The organism is Micromonospora deserti, assembly GCF_003236335.1.
Taxonomy (GTDB): domain Bacteria; phylum Actinomycetota; class Actinomycetes; order Mycobacteriales; family Micromonosporaceae; genus Micromonospora; species Micromonospora deserti.
On record NZ_POUB01000028.1, the window covers coordinates 1 to 17,390 of the forward strand.

14 protein-coding genes and 3 pseudogenes are annotated in these 17,390 nt (G+C 68.6%); 4 read left to right on the forward strand and 13 right to left on the reverse strand.

What is annotated here, in order from left to right; translation table 11 throughout:
• From C1I99_RS06920 to C1I99_RS35165, 4 genes and pseudogenes are all read right to left on the reverse strand, one after another.
• Positions 1–311 (reverse strand): carbohydrate ABC transporter permease (locus C1I99_RS06920; RefSeq protein WP_146603911.1); only part of this gene is annotated, 311 nt, incomplete at its 3' end.
• A gap of 16 nt (positions 312–327) precedes the next feature.
• Positions 328–1,749, reverse strand: coding sequence for an N-acetylglucosamine/diacetylchitobiose ABC transporter substrate-binding protein (gene ngcE, locus C1I99_RS06925; protein WP_111133371.1), 1,422 nt, complete (start codon positions 1,747–1,749; stop codon positions 328–330).
• A 51-nt stretch (positions 1,750–1,800) separates the two neighbouring features.
• Positions 1,801–2,691, reverse strand: coding sequence for a MurR/RpiR family transcriptional regulator (locus C1I99_RS06930; RefSeq protein WP_438941387.1), 891 nt, complete (start codon positions 2,689–2,691; stop codon positions 1,801–1,803).
• Between the two features lie 253 nt (positions 2,692–2,944).
• Positions 2,945–3,274: pseudogene (locus C1I99_RS35165) on the reverse strand (transposase family protein); the annotation flags it as partial.
• Positions 3,275–3,369: 95 nt separating this feature from the next.
• On the opposite strand from C1I99_RS35165, the gene C1I99_RS06940 reads away from it, so the two are divergent.
• A complete protein-coding gene (locus C1I99_RS06940) occupies positions 3,370–4,443 on the forward strand; it encodes an IS630 family transposase (protein WP_438941388.1) in 1,074 nt (357 codons plus the stop codon).
• 190 nt (positions 4,444–4,633) lie between these two features.
• On the opposite strand, the pseudogene C1I99_RS06945 reads toward C1I99_RS06940, so the two are convergent.
• Both C1I99_RS06945 and C1I99_RS06950 read right to left on the reverse strand, forming a co-directional pair.
• Positions 4,634–5,058 (reverse strand): annotated as a pseudogene (locus C1I99_RS06945) (helix-turn-helix domain-containing protein); the annotation flags it as partial.
• A 71-nt stretch (positions 5,059–5,129) separates the two neighbouring features.
• Positions 5,130–5,495, reverse strand: a complete 366-nt coding sequence (locus C1I99_RS06950; RefSeq protein ID WP_111133374.1) for a VOC family protein — start codon at positions 5,493–5,495, stop codon at positions 5,130–5,132.
• 119 nt (positions 5,496–5,614) lie between these two features.
• Between C1I99_RS06950 and C1I99_RS35440 the strand changes: the two are divergent.
• Positions 5,615–6,121, forward strand: a pseudogene (locus C1I99_RS35440) (helix-turn-helix transcriptional regulator); the annotation flags it as partial.
• Between the two features lie 49 nt (positions 6,122–6,170).
• On the forward strand, positions 6,171–6,554 hold the full coding sequence (locus tag C1I99_RS33830; RefSeq protein ID WP_233512376.1) for a WYL domain-containing protein: 384 nt from the start codon (positions 6,171–6,173) through the stop codon (positions 6,552–6,554).
• A gap of 214 nt (positions 6,555–6,768) precedes the next feature.
• Here the strand turns inward: C1I99_RS33830 and C1I99_RS06965 are convergent, their stop codons facing one another.
• Positions 6,769–7,080, reverse strand: a complete 312-nt coding sequence (locus C1I99_RS06965) for an L-rhamnose mutarotase (protein ID WP_158554023.1) — start codon at positions 7,078–7,080, stop codon at positions 6,769–6,771.
• 186 nt (positions 7,081–7,266) lie between these two features.
• Between C1I99_RS06965 and C1I99_RS35170 the strand changes: the two genes are divergently transcribed.
• A complete protein-coding gene (locus tag C1I99_RS35170; RefSeq protein ID WP_158554024.1) occupies positions 7,267–7,623 on the forward strand; it encodes a hypothetical protein in 357 nt (118 codons plus the stop codon).
• On the opposite strand, the gene C1I99_RS06970 is transcribed toward C1I99_RS35170, so the two are convergent.
• The 6 genes from C1I99_RS06970 to C1I99_RS06990 form a co-directional block, all read right to left on the reverse strand.
• On the reverse strand, positions 7,552–9,918 hold the full coding sequence (locus tag C1I99_RS06970) for a glycoside hydrolase family 3 N-terminal domain-containing protein (protein ID WP_199562024.1): 2,367 nt from the start codon (positions 9,916–9,918) through the stop codon (positions 7,552–7,554). The two genes, C1I99_RS35170 and C1I99_RS06970, sit on opposite strands and share 72 nt — an antisense overlap.
• Before the next feature lie 62 nt (positions 9,919–9,980).
• On the reverse strand, positions 9,981–11,255 hold the full coding sequence (locus C1I99_RS06975) for a glycoside hydrolase 5 family protein (protein WP_199562025.1): 1,275 nt from the start codon (positions 11,253–11,255) through the stop codon (positions 9,981–9,983).
• 5 nt (positions 11,256–11,260) lie between these two features.
• Positions 11,261–12,082 (reverse strand): carbohydrate ABC transporter permease, encoded by an 822-nt coding sequence (locus tag C1I99_RS33230; RefSeq protein WP_199562026.1) that lies wholly within the window; start codon positions 12,080–12,082, stop codon positions 11,261–11,263.
• On the reverse strand, positions 12,079–13,041 hold the full coding sequence (locus C1I99_RS33235; RefSeq protein ID WP_233512377.1) for a carbohydrate ABC transporter permease: 963 nt from the start codon (positions 13,039–13,041) through the stop codon (positions 12,079–12,081). Before C1I99_RS33235 ends, C1I99_RS33230 begins: the two co-directional genes overlap by 4 nt.
• A complete protein-coding gene (locus C1I99_RS06985) occupies positions 13,038–14,324 on the reverse strand; it encodes an extracellular solute-binding protein (protein WP_111133400.1) in 1,287 nt (428 codons plus the stop codon). The genes C1I99_RS33235 and C1I99_RS06985 overlap by 4 nt, the downstream gene beginning before the upstream one ends.
• Positions 14,324–17,281 carry an alpha-mannosidase gene (locus C1I99_RS06990; RefSeq protein WP_111133377.1) on the reverse strand — a complete coding sequence of 986 codons (2,958 nt, stop codon included), beginning with the start codon at positions 17,279–17,281 and terminating at the stop codon, positions 14,324–14,326. The genes C1I99_RS06985 and C1I99_RS06990 overlap by 1 nt, the downstream gene beginning before the upstream one ends.
• Between the last annotated feature and the right edge of the window lie 109 nt (positions 17,282–17,390).

The window sequence follows — 17,390 nt, forward strand, 5'->3', positions numbered from 1 at the left end:
GCCATCGCCCCACTGCGCGCCCCACCGCCCACGTTCAGGAGGAACGCGAAGATGAGGGCGATCGCGATGGTGATCAGCGGCATGGCAAGCAGCAACAGGCCGTGGTGCCGGACAGCCTTCCAGAACACCTCGTCCTGCAGCAATCGCCGGAAGTTGTCCAGCCCGATGAACGTCGGGTTCGCCGCCACGCCACGCCAGTTCGTCATCGCGAGGTAGAACGCTTGCAGGTACGGGCCGATGACGAAGGTCGTGTAGAGGGCGACCGGTGCGGCTAAGAAGCCGACGATGAACGGGTACTTGCCATGCCGCATGATGTCAGCCCGTGACTCAGCGGGTGAACTTCTGGATCGATGGATCCTTCTTCACCGCGTTCGCGGCCTTCTGCATACGCTCGCAGAACTTCTCCGCGGTACCGCCGTTGAAGAACAGTTCGTTGGTGGCGGCGCGGCACTCGTCGTCCAGCTTCTTGTACCAGGTGTCCCACCGGTAGGAGAAGTAATCTGTGCCGGCCGCCTTGAGCATCGCCTCACTGCTGGTGAGGCCGGGCGAGATGGTCAGCCCGTCAGTCGCGCCCCGGACCACCGTGAGCACCTTGGTCAACTCGGTGAAGCCCTTGGCACCGGCCTTGGACAGCATGTGCCGCAAGTACTCCATACCACCGCGCGGGTTCTTACCCTTGGACGCGACGAAGTACATCTCCCCGGCCGCCGCGTAGATCGCGGTCTGCGGCAGCTTGTCCGAGCCGGTCACGCTCGGCACCGGCATGACCGCGTACGTGAAGCCGGGCGGGGTGTCCTTGGCCTGCTCGTTCTCCAGCCACGACCCGCTGGGATAGAACGCGACCTTGCCCTGGTTCTGCTGGAGCTGGACCTCGGTGTGCTTGAGACCGAGGTGCGCCTTGTTGCCGTACTTTGCGCCGATCTCGGCCCACGCCGCCGCGGCCTGCTTCACCGCGTCGACCTGCCAGGCCCCGTCCTCCAGGTTGTCGATGTTCTTGAGGACGTCCGGCCCACCGATCTTCGCCGCGCTGGTCAGGAGCACCAGGTACTGGTAGTACGCGGCGTTCGCGCCCGCATACGAGTACGGCGTGACACCCGCCGCCCTGATCTTGTCACACAACGCCGTGAACTCGCTCCACGTCTTCGGCGGGACCCAGCCGTTCTTCTCGAACAGCGTGCTGTCGTACCACAGCCCGAACACGGTGAACGCGTAGTTCAGCACGTACGGCTTGCCGTTGAACGTGCCCTGCTCGATGGTGCCCGGAATGAGGGTGTCCTTGACCTTCTTGCCCGGCAGGTCCAGCGACTCGGCCTCGAACAGCTCGGTCAGGTCCTGCACCTGACCGGCCTGCACCAGCGCACCCTGGTCCATCAGCTTCGAACCAGCATTGTTGATCATGTCCGGCGGCGTGTTGCTGGTGAACCGCGGCTGCAGAACGGTGGCGACCTCCTCCGTCTGCGAGAACTTGACGTTCGCCTTCGGGAACTTCTGCTTGTACGACGGGATGTGCACGTCGGTGGCGTACTTGGTGCCCAGGCCACCGTTGAAGATGACCACCTCGAGCTCGGCGTCCTCCTTGACACCCAGCGGGTTGTCCGCGGTCTTCTCACCCTGCGCCTGTTGCGGCGCGCCAGCGTCACCTCCGCCAACGCAGCCGCCGAGCAGACCGGCGGCCGGAGTGGCGAGCAGACCAACAGCCGCCGCTCGGCGCAAGAGGGTACGACGATCGACACCGGGGGTTGGGGGCATTGAGGGCTCCTTCATGGGCTGATTAGGGGGTCGGTTGTTCGTATGGGCTGGCTACGGGGTGGGTCGCTGCTTGTGTCCGTCGACCGCGTGCGCGGTGCGCTGGAACGCGGCGTGTGCACGGTCGTACGTGCGCTGCGCGACTGCGATGTACAGCAGGTCGAGCACGACGAGCTGGGGATGGCGCGCGGACAGCGCATCCGGACGAAACGTGGTGGCCTGACTGGCGGTGAGCAGTACGATGTCGGCCAACTCCGCCAGCGGCGAGCGGGGAAAGCTGGTGAGCGCCACCGTGGTCGCGCCGCGGCCGCCGGACTCGGCAAGCATCTCGATCGTCTCGCGCGTCTGGCCGCTGTGTGAAATGCCCAGCGCCACGTCACCGCGGAACAGCAACGCCGCGGCCGCCAGGCCGTTGTGCAGATCGGTCCACGCCCACGCCGGCACGCCGATGCGGTGCAGGCTGAACTGCATCTCCTCGCCGACCAGAGCACTGCCGCTGGCGCCGAAGATGGCGACCCGGGCAGCGCGGGCGATCGCGTCCGCCGCCCGCTCCACCTCACGCAGATCCAGCAGCGCCGCGGTGTCCTGCATCGCCTTCGTGTCAGCCGCCATGATCTGGCCCAGCACCCGGCCCAGCGGATCATCCGGCTGGATCTCCCGCCCGATGTCCACCGACCAACCGGCCGCGCGAGCCCGACCCGTCTCCTCGGCGATACCCAGCCGCAGTTCGGCGTACCCCTCGAAGCCAAGCGCTCGGCAGAAACGGGTGATCGTCGCCGGCGACGTACCGCTACGCTCGGCCAACTCCACGATGGTGGCCCGGGCCGCGCCAGCCGGATCGGCTACCACCTGCTCTGCGACGCGCTGCAAAGCACCCGTGAACTCCGGCAGCTTGGCACGCACAGTCTGCAGTACACCGCCATCCACCGCCGGGGAGTCGACCACCTCTGGCACCACCCTTCACCAAGCTCCGACGACCGATAGTGGTAAAATTTCTTACGCGATACCCAGTGCTGTCAAGAGACCTTCGGCCGAGTTTTACCACGCCGACACACTGGTGCCCAGCAGCGCATAAGACGTACCCGCCAAGGAAAGGCAGCAGCCACGGCCGCGACTCTGCGTAGTTGGCCAGGCGCAGAAGAGCCGCCGACCGAGCGATTCGGGTAAGAATTTTTCCGGGCGACGAGTTGTCGTGCACTGCCTCACGCAGCCGGCGGGTCAACCGCGACCGGTCCGGAACCTGCACCACCTGCTCGGTGAACGACTTCCGCGAACACCGGACCGTCAGGCAGTACCAGCGTCGCTTCCGCCAGCGCAGTCACACGGGCCGGCCACCCGCCGGCAGATCCCGCGGCCTGGTTGTGGTCCATTGCTTCACCCGGGTCGCCCGCTGCCCGCACCGCGGGCAGCATCGTGCCTGCTCATCACCGGTGGACACGTCCACCAGCGGGACACCGTCGGCGTCCAGCTCGGCCCGCTCCACTAACAGTCCGTCCAAGCCCAGCAGCCGGGTCGCATCGTTGACCATGCTCGCAGCTCTTCACATGTGACCATCCGAACTAGTGTGCTGAGTCGTTAATTCGTTGGTAGATTGTCTGTGTGGGTGATGGTCGTGGTCCGAAGCTGGCCTTGCTGGAACTGACCGCCGAGGAGCGGGAGGTGTTGCAGGGGCTGGCTCGGCGGCCGAAGACGGCGCAGGCGTTGGCGGTGCGGGCGCGGATCGTGCTGGCGTGTGCGGAGGGTCTGTCCAACAGTGAGGTGTCGCGTCGGCGCGGTGTATCGCTGCCGACGGTGGGTAAGTGGCGTAAACGGTTCGTGATCGATCGGGTGGACGGCCTGCGGGACGAGCCGCGTCCGGGCGCGCCGCGGAAGATCGGTGATGCGCAGGTCGAGGCGGTGATTACGAAGACGCTTGAGGAGCTGCCATCTGATCAGGACAGTCACTGGTCGACCCGGTCGATGGCGAAGGCGGTGGGCCTGAATCAGACAGCGGTCTCGCGGATCTGGCGGGCGTTCGGGCTCAAGCCGCACCTGGTCGACAGTTGGAAGCTGTCGAACGACCCGCTGTTCATCGACAAGGTCCGTGACATCGTCGGGTTGTACCTCGATCCGCCCGAGGCCGCCATGGTCCTCGCGGTGGACGAGAAGTCCCAGATGCAGGCCCTGGACCGCACCGCGCCGATGCTGCCGATGATGCCCGGCGCGCCGGGCCGGGTGACCCACGACTACGTGCGCCACGGCACCACCAGTCTGTTCGCCGCCCTTGATGTGGCCACCGGCAAGGTGATCGGCCAGACCCAGCGCAAGCACCGCCACCAGGAGTTCCTGCGGTTCCTGCGCACCATCGACCAGGCGACCCCGCCCAAACTGGACCTGCATCTGGTGCTGGGCAACTACGCCACCCACAAAACGCCCGCCATCCAGCAGTGGCTGCTCAAGCATCCCCGGTTCCACCTGCACTTCACCCCGACCTACTCGTCGTGGCTCAACCTGGTCGAACGCTGGTTCGCCGAACTGACCAACCGCAAACTCCGCCGCTCAGCCCACCGCAGCGTCGCCGCGCTGGAAGCCGACGTCACCGCCTGGATCGAGGCGTGGAACGCCGACCCCAAACCATTCGTGTGGACCGAAACGGCTGACGACATCCTCGAAACAATCGCCGCATACTGCCAACGAATTGACGACTCAGGACACTAGGGCCTGTGTCAAAGTCCGCCCGCGGTGAGGGGTGAGCGGGTCCCGGCGCGTCGGTGATCGATGAATGACGAGGTCTCCGGTAGATGGTTCATCGACGAAGAAGACCATCAGCACGGAGACCTCGTGGCCACTGTAGCGGTGACGAGGCGGCATGACCTGACCGACACCGAGTGGGCGGCGCTGGAGCCGCTGCGAGCCGTGAGAAACCATCGACGACGGAGTGCAGGTAGACGTAGCCACGCTTCGCCCCGGCCGACTTCGCCCGACTAGCGATCTTGGCCTGATCGCTGTCCCGGCCGTGGATCCGCCACCCACCGCCATCAGGGATCCGGCCGACCTTCTTCACATCCAGGTGCACCATGTGTCCGGGCCAACGGGCGGTGACTCGATCTGCTCGATGACCCATGCTGGAGTCGCGTTCGGACTCCGGTGCGGACTCGACGGCCGGTCTTGCAATCCCGTTTCACCGTGTAGCCGCCAGCGATTTACCCACTTGCTGGCGCATGCGCGGGAGATACCCATCTCAGCGGCGACGTGGGCAATGGGACGTGTCTGGCACCGCTTCACGAGCCGCCTACGGCCCTCGACGCTCAGGGGCGCATTCGCGTGCGGCACTCGTCGTCCTTTCGAAGTCAGACGACGGCAGGCGCGACACCTATCGTGCGCGCCTGCCGCATTGCGGCCTTTCAGTCCTGCGGTGCGACGCGCATACGGTTCCCGTCAGGATCGGCTGCGAGGAAGGTCAGCCCGAACCCCGCATCATGAGGCTCGCGCAGGATCGTGACGCCCTTGGACTGCCACTGCTTAAAGATCACGTTGACCTCGTCGGGTCCACCGTCGATGGCCAGGCACACCTCACTGGTACGCGGGACATCCGGTGACAGATCCTCGAACTGGCCAGACCACAGAGCGAGGTCAGCGCCTGGCCCGAGGTCGAAGGTGATGTATCCCGGAGTCTCGAACGAGGGGCTCATGCCGAGGAGGTCACCGTAGAAACGAGCTGCGGCGGGAGCATCGTTCACGTAGACGATGGACACGACGGATGTGGTCATGGTTGTTCCTTCTCACTGGGCGTTTGTACGCATCCACCAGCCTGACCGGGATATGCGCCGCATCGTGTCGCAATTCCTGAAAAACTTGGTGGGTGACCCCAGACCGTTTCTTCTCCCTGATGTTGCTTTTCGAATCGAGGGATGCCGTGACCACACAGGAACTTGCCTCGGCGCTCGGGGTGTCCCTTCGAACCATCACTCGAGACCTGAACTGGCTCCGCGACGCCGGTCTGCCGGTGACCGCACACCGGGGCCGCCTCGGAGGCGTGACCATGCTGCCCGGGTCCGGGCTCGACCTCACGCGACTCACGCCGGGCGAGCGTGATCATCTGTCGCTCACCGGGCTGGACGAGAAGCAACGTGCGGAGCTCAACGCATCGGTCGGCAGCCAGCGCGCGCTCTCCAAGATCGTCGCTACACAGTCACGTCGAGTTCATGAGCTCCTGCCGCTCACCGACGTAGTGCACGTGGACATCCGTCCCTGGCGTCAGGCACGAGCTTCCGGCACGACTCCGGCTTCGCTGATCGGCGCAGTGCGGCGAGGTCGCCAGCTACAGATCGAGTACGACAGCCCACACGAGTCATGCCCACGCGACCTCGTCGTGGATCCCTACGGGCTGTTCGCCAAGGCCGGCACCCTGGTACCTCGTCGCCGACTGTGCCCGAGTGCCACGGATGTACCGACTCCAACGGATCACGACGTGGAAAGAAGCCGACCAGCCACGACGGATCCGCGAGAACCAGACCCTGGCCACCGTCGCTGCAGCGCTCATTGCTCAGTGGGAACACAACCACGCGATAGAGGTCAGCGCCACCATCGACCAGACCCAGATCGAGCGAGCGCAACGGATCTTTGGCCAACGACTCGTCCGGGACGACCATGAAGAGTCCCCCACCGGCCACAAGGTGACGATCCGCTTCCTGCGTCTGGAGGATGTGCGAGCATTACTGCCGTTCGAAAGCGCCATCACTGTGCACGGCCCCACCGAAGCCAGGGCTCACCTCCGCGACCTAGCCACCAACCTTGCCCACCACTATGCGCCGTCACCAACGTCCTGACCCACAACATTTAGACACTCAGATGATCACCGATGAGCTGCGAGCCTCACGTCCAAACCCGATCCGACGCGAACCCCGCTTAACTTCGAAGAGCCCATATTCGTCGAGGATCCTGCAGGCGTGCCGTTCGTTGTAGATCAGGATCCGGTCGGTGCACTCGGAACGGACGCTGCGGATGAACCGTTGCGCGTAGCAGTTCTCCCGAGGTGTCCGGTCACGGCAGCTCCCAGACGAGGCGCAGCCCCGAGTCGGTGCCCGAGTAGTCGTCCTCAACCTTCAGCAACTGCGCCATCCGGGCCTGCCAGCGCACATTGGCCGGGTGATCGCGCAGCTCGTGTCGCATCCGCTGATAGTCCTCGACCTCGACCAGGTGGAACAGGTCGCGGCCGTCCCGCCAGATCCGCCACGTATGCACCCCGGCGGCACGTAGTGCGCTGTCCAGTTCGGCGGGGATGACCTTGTGGACGTTGTCGTACTCACTTTCCTTGCCCGGCTTGAGCCGGGTGTGCAGGGTGATTCGCTGCATGGGATGCAAGCTCCTTCCGTTAGCCTGGGACGATCCAGACCCGGTTGGTACGGATGCCGCCGGCCCACCGAAACGTCCAGGTTGACCGCCATCGGGTGAAGCAGGACCGCAGGAGTAGCAGAAGGCGTCGTAGCCGCCGGTCTGAATCATCGCGAACGCTCCGAAGATCCGCCACCCGTAGCCGGCGTGACGGCGGCCGCCGACCAGATTGTCGGCGGCCACCATCCGCGCGAGGCGCATCCGGTCAGACCGCAGCAGCCGCTCCCGGTGGCGGTGATGGTGTCGTCGTCGGCGATCGGGGGGCTGTTGCAGACCCCCGGTTCCTGGCAGGTCGAGCTGGACGTCGCGGGCGGCGGCCCAGTCCTCGGCGAGGGCGGCGACGACGGAGCGGGCCTGCTCGTAGCCGGTGGCCGACACGATCCGATCCACGACCAGCCTTCGGATGCCGTCGAGCATCGCCACGACCGCGCGTCAGAGCGCGCGCTGCGCTGGCCGGGTTCCGGGCGGCGCTTGCGTGGCCGTTCTCTCCGGCGGTCCTGGTGAGGAACTCGGTGATCGCGGTACCCCAGCCGATGGGGATACCCCCTCAGGCTGAGCGACGGCCGTCGCGGCGGTGGTGAGCAACAGCCGCACCCCGGTAAGGTCGGCCACCGATGTGCCGGTCTGCAGCTCGACGAGACCGGCTTCCACCTGTGGGCGTCCGCAGTCATCCACCGCGCTCACCTGTGCGGCGCCGACCGTCAGTTCCACTGTCACGCACCCGCCCGCCGGGACTTCGACCCACCGGAAGCCACGCAGCTCGCGGGTGCGTGGCCACGTCGACGCCGTGATCCGGCGGAGGTAGAGCTGTACGACCGTGGAGGCCCGGACCGGGCCGTCGTTGCGGATCGAGACCCGGCACGTGAGCTCAGTGCCTGCCCGCAGCTCGGTTACGCTCACCTGCTTGCCCGGCAGCAATTCCGGCGCGGAGAGCACGAGCGGGTGCGCGCCGAGCCCGGAGCCGAATGGCAACAGCGGTCCGGGCGGCGCGTCGAGGTATCCGGCCCAGTCGTGGTCGCGGTGGTTGTAGTGCACCGGCAGGCTCGCGGCGTCGCGCGGCAGTGACACCGGCAGCCGTCCCTGTGGTTCCCGCCGGCCGAGCAGCACATCCGTCACCGCGGTGCCGAGCGCCGGCCCCGGGTAAAAGACGTTCAGGCACGCGGCAGCGGTGGACAGCACCTCGCCGAGCACATGTGGCCGGCCCTGCACGACGACGGCCACCACCGGAGTGCCGGTCGCGGCCACGCGGCGCAGCAGCGCGTACTGACCCGCGCCGACCCGCAGCGCCGCCAGGTCGACGCCCTCCCCCGCCGTCATCTGCGAGCGAGGCCCGCCGGTAAGGGCCGCTCCGTTGACGTCGAACCGGGTTTCGGCGTCACGGGCGCTGGAGCCGCCGAGGCAGAGCACGACGACGTCCGCGTCCCGGGCCAGAGCCACCGCGGCGGAGATCGCCGACTCGTCGTCGGTGGCGATGTCCGCGCCGGGCGCGGTCACCACCTCCGTGCCCACCGGTACGGCGGCCCGCAGCGCCGCCGCGATCGTGGTTCCGGCGTCGGGGCGCTGGGGCGCGGTGTAGTCGCCGAGCGCGTGGTCCAGCGTGTCGGCGTGTGGCCCGAGTACCGCGATCCGCCTGCCGCGCAACGGAAGCTGGCCGTCGTCGCGCAAGAGCGTGACGGATCGGGCGGCGAGTTCCGCGGAGAGCCGCGCCGCCTCCCGCCGAGCGTGGTCGACCCCGGCCGGTGGTACGGCGGGCTCGTCGAACAAGCCGAGCCGGAACTTGAGCGCGAGGACCCGGGACACCGCGTGGTCGAGTTCCTCCTCGGTCAACAGGCCCCGCTCGACGGCCGTGCCCAGGTGTGGGAAAACCTCGTCCCACAGGCTCAGGTCGGTGCCGGCCCGCAACGCCAGCGCCGCCGCGGACACCGGGTCACCGGTGAGTCGCAGCAGCCGGTCCAGGGCCGTACCGTCCGCCATCACCAGACCGTCGAAGCCGAGTGCACCACGGATCACATCGGTGAGCAGGTGCCGGTTGGCGGCCACTGGCAGGCCATCGACCTCGCTGTAGGCGGCCATCAGCCCGGCCGCGCCGGCGTCCACGGCGGCCCGGACCGGCGGCAGGTGGATCTCGGCGAGCTCCCGCCAGCCGAGTTCGGTCGCGGCCCAGTTGCGGCCGCCGATCGTCGCGCCCTGCCCGGCGGCGTGCTTGAGCACCACGGCCACCCGATCCGCCGGGACCGGCTCGCCAGCGCCGCAGCCCTGCAGCCCGCGTACAGCGGCCGTGGTGAACACGGCGGCGAGGTACGGGTCCTCGCCGAACGTCTCCTCGGCGCGGCCCCAGCGAGGATCGCGCAGGACGTCCAGTGTGGACACCAGTGCGACGTGGGCGCCGCGGGCGCGAACCTCGGTGGCGACCGCTTGGGATGCCCGCTCGTACAGGTCCGGGTCCCAGCTCGACGCGACCGCCAGCGCGACCGGCAGCACCGTCCCGTCGAGGGCCTGGTGACCGTGCGGCACTTCCTCGACGAACAGCGCGGGTATGCCGAGCCGTGACTCGGTGACGATCGCGCGCTGGACCTCGGCGGCGAGTTCGGCACCGTCGTCGGCCGTGGCGCCGGTCGCCCAGCCCTGCCCGGACCAGGCGTCGGCGCGTTGCAGGCCGTAGACGGCCCCGATCCCGCCGTAGCGGCGCGCCTCGGCGACCAGTTTCTCGGTGACCGCGAACCCGTTGGGGGTGCGTCGCCACGCGTGCCAGCCGTACAGGCGCTGGTTGAGCTGGCCGACCTTCTCGGTCAGGGTCATCCGGCCGAGCAGATCCCGGACCCGCTCGCCGACTGGCAGGTCCGCCCTGCGGTAGAGCGGCATCACAGGGCGAACGCGTCGGCGTCGCTGACCGCGCTGTAGACGCCGGAAACATCGGACGGCACGGGCGGCAGCAGGTGTTCGAAGCGGTGGGCGGCCCCAGTGAGGACCAGCGCTGGGCGCTCGCCGCGCAGGGCGGCCGCCATCCAGGCGGTGAAGACCGCGCCGCCCGGTGCGAGGGCGGCCCGGCTCACCGGGACACCGTCACCGTCGGCCGGAATCTGCACGGCGGTCGTGCGCGGTTCCGGCGCGGCGTCCCGCCATCCCGCCCGGACGTGCTCGGCCACCTCGGCGAACGCCGTGCCGATCGGCTTGACCCGGCCGTTCGAGTCGAACAACCCGAGCGAGTACTCCAGTTCAGGGAAGTCAGCCAGACCGCGACGTACGTCGTGCGAGCACCACCAGGTGATGCCCCACAGCGCGTCGGACGCGGCTGCGGCGAGCACCGCGCGGCGGCAGAACTCGGGCGCGTCGCTCTCGTCGAGGCAGTTCAGCGGTGCGCCGATCTCCTGCAACCAGACCGGGCGGGCGGGGTCGACCGCGAACGCTCGGGACAGCTCGATCAGATACTCCGCATGGCGGATGCTCGCCCCGGACATCGCGCCGTAGTGTTGCGCGGTGCCGTTGAAGATCCAGGAGTGGATGGCGGTGACGTCGCCGTACCGGCTGGCATGGGTCGGCAGGAAGGGATGCCCGTCCTGGTACCAGACGGCGTCGTATTCGGCGTGCAGCCGCACGCCCCGACCGGACGGTACCGCGGCCAGCAGCGTGGTCAGCCAGGTGCTGATCTGGTCGGGAGTGGCCGGCATCGGCGACGGATGCGGGGGCGAGGAGAACTGGTTCACCTCGTTGCCGAGCGTCAGGCCGAGGTAGCCGGGCAGGTCCGCGACGGCGGTGTGCACGGCCTTGACGAGCGCGGCCTGCGCGGCGACGCTCTCCGGGTCGGTGAACATGTTGCGCCGGTGCCAGCTGGACAGCCACGACGGCACGAAGTCGAAGCTGGACAGGTGCCCCTGGATCACGTCGACGCTCGCGTCCAGCCCGGCGTCCCCGGCGAGCTCCACGACGCGGCGCACGTCGGCCAGCGCCTTGTCGGCGATCAGCGTGCGGTTCGGCTGCAGCACCGGCCAGAGCGGCAGGACCCGGACGTGGTCGAGCCCGAGAGCGGCAATGCTGTCGAGGTCACGACGGATGGTGTCCCAGCGGGGCGACAACCACGAGTAGAACCAATCACCGGACGGAACGTAATTGACGCCGAAACGGGGAAGTGTGCGCACGAAGGTCATCCTTTGATGCCGCCTGCTTCCAGGCCGCGAAAGAAGTATCGCTGGAGAAGGGCGAACACGGCGAGGATCGGCAGCAGCGCGATGATCGTGCCGGCCGCGATCAGCCGCGGATCGGAGTAGAAGGTGCCACGCAACCGGTTGAGGCCAAGGGTCAGGGTGTAGTTCTCCTCGCTGGAGAGCACGATCAGCGGCCACAGGAAGTCGTTCCAGGCGCCGACGAACGAGAAGATCGCCACCACGGTCATCACGCCGCGGACCTGCGGCACGCAGACGTGCCAGAACCGCCGCCACACGCCCGCGCCGTCGATCCGGGCCGCCTCCTCCAGCTCGGCCGGGATGACCTGAAAGCCGTTGCGCATCAGCAGCACGTTGAGCGCGGCGACGCAGGTCGGCAGGGCCACGCCGAGCAGCGTGTCAGCCAGTCCGGTGGATCGGACCAGCAGGAACTGGGCGATGATGATCGACTCGATCGGCACCAGCAGCGCCACCACGAACAGGCCGGTGACCAGGCAACGGAACCGGAAGCGCAGTCGAGCCAGGGCGAATCCGGCTAGGGTCGCACCCGCGATGTTGCCGGCCACCACCAGCAGCGCCACGATCCCGGAGTTCAACACGTAGAGCAGTACGGGCAGACGGTCCAGGACGCCGGTGTAGTTCCCGGTCGTGGGGTCGGCCGGGATCACCTGCGGTGGCTGGGCGTACAGGTCGTCGCCGGCGCCTTTGAACGACAGGGAGAGCTGCCAGAGCAGCGGCCCGGCCAGCAGCAGGAAGAACGCGAGCAGCACTAGGTAGCGCAGGGTTTTCTGGGTACGGCTCACCGGCTGCCTCCTCGGCGCTGGAACCACAGTTGCCCGGCGAGCAGCAGCCCGAGGACCACGAACATCACCACGCTGATCGCGCCGGCGTACCCGGTCTCGGCCTGCAGGCCGGTGCCCTCCTGCTGGATGAGCATGGTGATCGTGATGTTCTGGCCACCCACGCCTCCGGTGCCGCCGGTCAGGATGTACACCTCGCCGAAGACGCGGAAGGCGGAGACCGAGGAGAAGAGCCCGATCAGTGCCGACGTGGTGCGTACGCCCGGGACGGTCACGTGCAGGAATTGCCGGATCGGCCCGGCCCCGTCGACGGATGCGGCGTCGTACAGCGCAGGGTCGATGTTGGCCAGCGCGGCGAGGTAGATGACCATGTAGTATCCGAGGCCGGTCCAGATCGTGACCACCATCGCGCTGAGCAGGGTCAGCCAGCGGCCACTGAGGAACGGCACCGGCTCGCTGATCACGCCGAGCCAGTCCAGTACCTGGTTCACCAGGCCCCGGCTGTCCAGCAGGTTGGTCCAGATCAGACCCACGATCACCGACGACATGACCACCGGCAGGTAGTACGCGGTGCGCAGGAAACCGAGGATCCGGGTGGTGCCATTGGCCAGCGCGGCCAGCACCAGCGGGGCGGCGACCATGACCGGGACCACGCAGACCACGTACAGCAGGGAGTTGGTCATGGCGGTGCGGAACCGGTCGTCGTGCCAGAGCCGGACGAAGTTGTCCGCGCCGACGAACTGGCCCGGCTTGAGCAGGGTCGCATCGGTCGCCGACAGGGCGAGCGTGTTGGCGAACGGGAACAGGATGAAGACCACGACGATCGCCAGGGCGGGCACCAGGAACAGCCATGGTGTCCACCACCGGTCGTGAGTTCGCCCGATGCCGCCGCGGCCCGGGCGGGCTCGCGGCGGCATCGTCCCGGTCGCCGTGGTATCCCGGCGGACGGGGGTGGCGGTCATTTCTTGGGCAGACTCGCGTCGGCGTACTTGACGGCCTCGTCCAACGCTGCCTGCACGTCCTTCTTGCCGAGCACGGCGAGGGCGATCTGCTCCCGCAGGTAGTCGACGCTCTTGGAGGAGAAGGCCGCCGGCCAGTAGACGACCGCCTCGGAGACGGCCTTGGCGGACTCCAGCCGGAGCTTGGCCTCGTCAGTGCCATCGTCGGTCGTGAAGTACGGGTCGTCGAGCGCGCCGGCGGCGGACGGGAAGATCGCGGCCTGCTTGCTGAACGCGAGCTGGTTCTCCTTGTTGGTGGCGAACTTGGCGAAGGCGACGGCGGTGGCGACGTTCTTGGACTTCGCGTTGACGGCGAGCGACTCGATGTACATGTTCGGCTTGTCGTTGGTGATCTGCGGCGAGATCGCCACGGTTTCGGCCACCTTCGGTGCCGTCGCCTTCAGATCCTTGAGCGTGTACGAGCTGCCGGGCAGCCACCCGACTCGGCCGGCCTTGAACGCGTCCACCTCACCGGTCTGCAACTTGTTGAGCGTCTCCTCGGTCATGCCGCCCGCCTGGAACAGGTTGCGGTAGTGGCTGACCAGCTCCACGGCCTTGGCGTCGTTGAAGGTGAACTTGGTGCCCGCCTGGTCCATGAGCGGCACGCCGTACGCGCCGAAGGTCTCGATCGCCGGCAGCCGGCCGACCATGGTGGCATCGCTCTTGCAGGTCGCCGCCATCTTCTGGCCCGCCGCGAACAGCGCGTCGAAGGTGGCCGGCAGCGGATCCTTCGACACGCCGCACTTCTGCAGCACGGCCGTGTTGAAGAAGGAGGGCCCGGTGTTCAGGTACCACGGGTACGCGTAGGTGCCGCCGAGCGACGGGAAGGCGTTGGCGTCCCATGCCTTGGGCAGGTACGACGCCTTGGCCTCGGGGTCGGTCTTGGACAGGTCGAGGAGCATGCCGGCATTGGCGAGCGTGAACGCCGCCTCCGGGCCGATGTCGACCACGTCCGGGAGGGATCCGGCGGCCGCGTCGGCGGAGAGCTTGTCCTGGTATCCCTCCGGCGGCTGGTCGATCCACTTGACCGTGGTGCCCGGGTTGGCGTTCTGGAACGCGGTGACCAGGCCGTTGAAGTAGTCGGCGTAGTTGCCCTTGAGGTTCCAGGTCTGGAAGGTGATCTCGCCTTTCACCTCGCCGCTGACGGTGGTTTCCGAGTCGTCGGCGCCGCCGCCGATCCCGCACGCGCCGAGCGCGAGTGCGAGGACGACCGGTAAAACGTATCTGGCGGGTTTGCGGAAGGACATCAGCACTCCTTGGACGGTGACGGGGTCAGACGGAGAGTGGCGATCTGGTAGGGGCCGAGGACCAGCCGGCCGGCTCGGAGGGCGACGGGCAGGTCGGAATCGGGCGGAAGGGGGCGTTCGAGCAGGTCCGTTTCGGTGACGGTGGCGTCGAAGCCGAGGTTGGGGCGGGTGATGGCGCGGCCGCCGCGCGTCTCGTGAACGCGGGCGATGACGTCGCCGCTGCGGTCGTCGGCGAGCTTGATCCAGTCGATGACGGCCGCGCCCGACTCGACGTCGAGCGTCATCAGGGGTTCGACATCGGCGAGCGCGGCGAGCTGCGGTGCGTTCAGGTCGTCGGCGGCGGCCCGGGTGTCCGTCTCGTCCCCGACCAGGACGGCGAATCGGAACGTGTGCCGGCCGCGGTCGGTGTCCGGGTCAGGGAACCGCGGTGCGCGCAGCAGCGTGGGGCGGATGTCGGTGCCGCCGGGGACCCGGCGCACGTCGCATCCGTACGTGGAGTCGTTGACCACGCCGACACCGAGTCCCGGCTCGGCCACGTGCACCCAGCGGTGCGAGCAGACCTCGTACTGGGCCTCGTCGGCGAGCGTGTTCTCGTGGGTGGGACGTTCGATGGAGCCGTACTGCGTTTCGTACCGGGACCGCATTGTGTGTACGGCGACCGGCAGCGAGAGCTTGAGCAGGTGCTCGCGCTCCTGCCAGTCCACGTCGACGGTGACGTCCAGGCGGGGCGCGTCCGGCCGCATCGTGTACGTGGTGGTGAACGTCGAGTCGCCGTGCTGGCGGGTGACGACGATCGCGTCCCCGGTGGCCGCGACGGTCACCGGGCCGGTCAGCTCCACCCGGCTGCGCAGCACGTGCCGGTCGAGGTCCCAGGCGTCCCAGCGCACCGGCTCGTCGCGGAACAGCTGCAGCACTCCGAGCTGCCCGCCCTCGACCACGAGCTCGCGGCCGGTCCGCAGTTCGGTCAGCGTGGTCACGTGCCCATCCGGGCCGATGACGGCGCGCAGGATGCCGTTGTCCAGCACACCGTCCGCGCCGGGAGCCACCGCCGGTTCGGCGCGTACCACGGTCCAGCCGACCAGCCGCCCGGGGGCGCCGCTGCCCGGCACGAGGCTGCGCAGCCGCGCGTCCAGGCGGGCGTACGTGTCCCTGGCCTCGCGGTGCACCCAGGAGATCGAGGAGCCGGGCAGGATGTCGTGGAACTGGTGCAGCAGCACCGTGCGCCATGCCTCGTCCAGCTCGTCGTACGGGTAGGCGGCGCCGTCGCGTACGGCGGCGGCCGTCGCCAGGTACTCGACGGTGCGCAGCATCGCCTCGGCCCGGCGGTTGCCCTGCTTCATCGCGATCTGCGAGGTCAGCGTGCCTCGGTGCAGCTCCAGGTACAGCTCACCGGCCCAGACCGGCGCCCGGTCGCCCAGCTCGGCCTCGGCGTCGGCGAAGAACTTCTCCGGGGCGCGCAGCTCGACCCGCGGCGCGCCCTCCAGGTCGCGGAAGCGGTGGGCGCGGGCCAGCATCTCCCGGTTGGGGCCACCACCGCCGTCCCCGTACCCGAACAGCAGCAGCGAATGGTCGGAGCGCGTCTTGTCCCGGAAGTTCGTCACGGCGTGCTTGAGCTCGGCCGCGGTCACCTCGGCGGCGTACGTGTCGGACGGCGGGAAGTGGGTGAGGATGCGGGTGCCGTCGATGCCCTCCCAGGCGAAGGTGTGGTGCGGGAAGACGGTGGTGTCGTTCCAGGAGAGCTTCTGGGTGAGGAACCAGCGGTAGCCGGCGCGGCGGGCGAGCTGCGGCCACGCGCCGGAGTAGCCGAAGCTGTCGGGCAGCCAGACCACCTCGGATTCGTGGCCGAACGTCTCGGCGAAGTAGCGCTGGCCGTAGCTGATCTGCCGGACCAACGACTCGCCGGCCGGCATCACGGCGTCCGACTCGACCCACATGCCGCCGACCGGCACGATGCGCCCTTCGGCCACCCGGGCTCGGACCCGTTCGAACAGCTCCGGATGGTCCGCCTGGACCCAGGCGAACTGCTGGGCCGAGGACATCGCGTACACCATCGTGGGGTCGGTGTCCATCAGCGCCAGCACGTTGGTGAGTGTGCGCGCCACCTTGCGCCGCGTCTCGCGCAGTGGCCACAGCCAGGCCGAGTCGATGTGCGCGTGACCGACCGCGGTCACCCGGTGCGCGGTGGCGTGTGCGGGCCGGGCGAGGACGTCGGCCAGTGCCGCCCGAGCGTCCGGCACGTTGGTCGCGTCGAGCGCCGCCTCCACCGCGTCCAGCACCCGCCAGTAGCGCGGCTCGCCCGGGTCCAGATGCGGCAGCAGGTCGCCGGTCGCCTCCAGATCACGCAGCAACGCGAACACGTCCGGCGAGAACGCGCACAGCTGCGCGGCCACCAGCCGGTACGGCTCCGGCTCGTCGGGACGGGGCTTCTCGCCGAGTGTGGTCTCCACGAACGGCGGCAGGCCGAGCAGCAGCGGGTTCGCGGCCGCTTCGACGTAGAGCGTGAACGAGCCGTCCACGGCCAGGACGTCCGGCGCGGCGCCCGGGCCGGTCAGCCGTACCCAGCCGTTACGCGGGTGCAGCGCCTTGACCGGCATGCCGTCGGGCCGGTACACGAGGCCCTCGCAGTGCCCGCCCACGGAGTGGTCGAACCACCCCAGGTCGAGCACCAGCTCGACCGGGAGCACCGAGCCGGGCACCCGGCCCTCGATACGCAGCCAGGTGGTGCCCCAGGCGGGACCCCAGGTGTCACCGACGGCGAACGGCACGTAGCCGGGGTTCTCCCGGTCAGCCAGGACGTCCAGGCCGAGGGCGTGCCCGGGAGGTACCGGCTCGCCGTCGCCGTCGACCCGCCAGGCGCTCACCGACACGTCCGCGAGCGGCTCGTACAGCCTGGGGCGAAGCCGCTCCCGGACCACCCGCTGCAGACGCGCGAGAACGATGGACGGATTGACATGCACGGTGTCACCTCCGGTGATTGGCGAGAACCCTAAAGCGCTTTAGTGACTGTGTCAATGCATCGCCGCAGGTTGCCGCCACGACTCCACACCTGGTGGCTCCGCTCGCGGG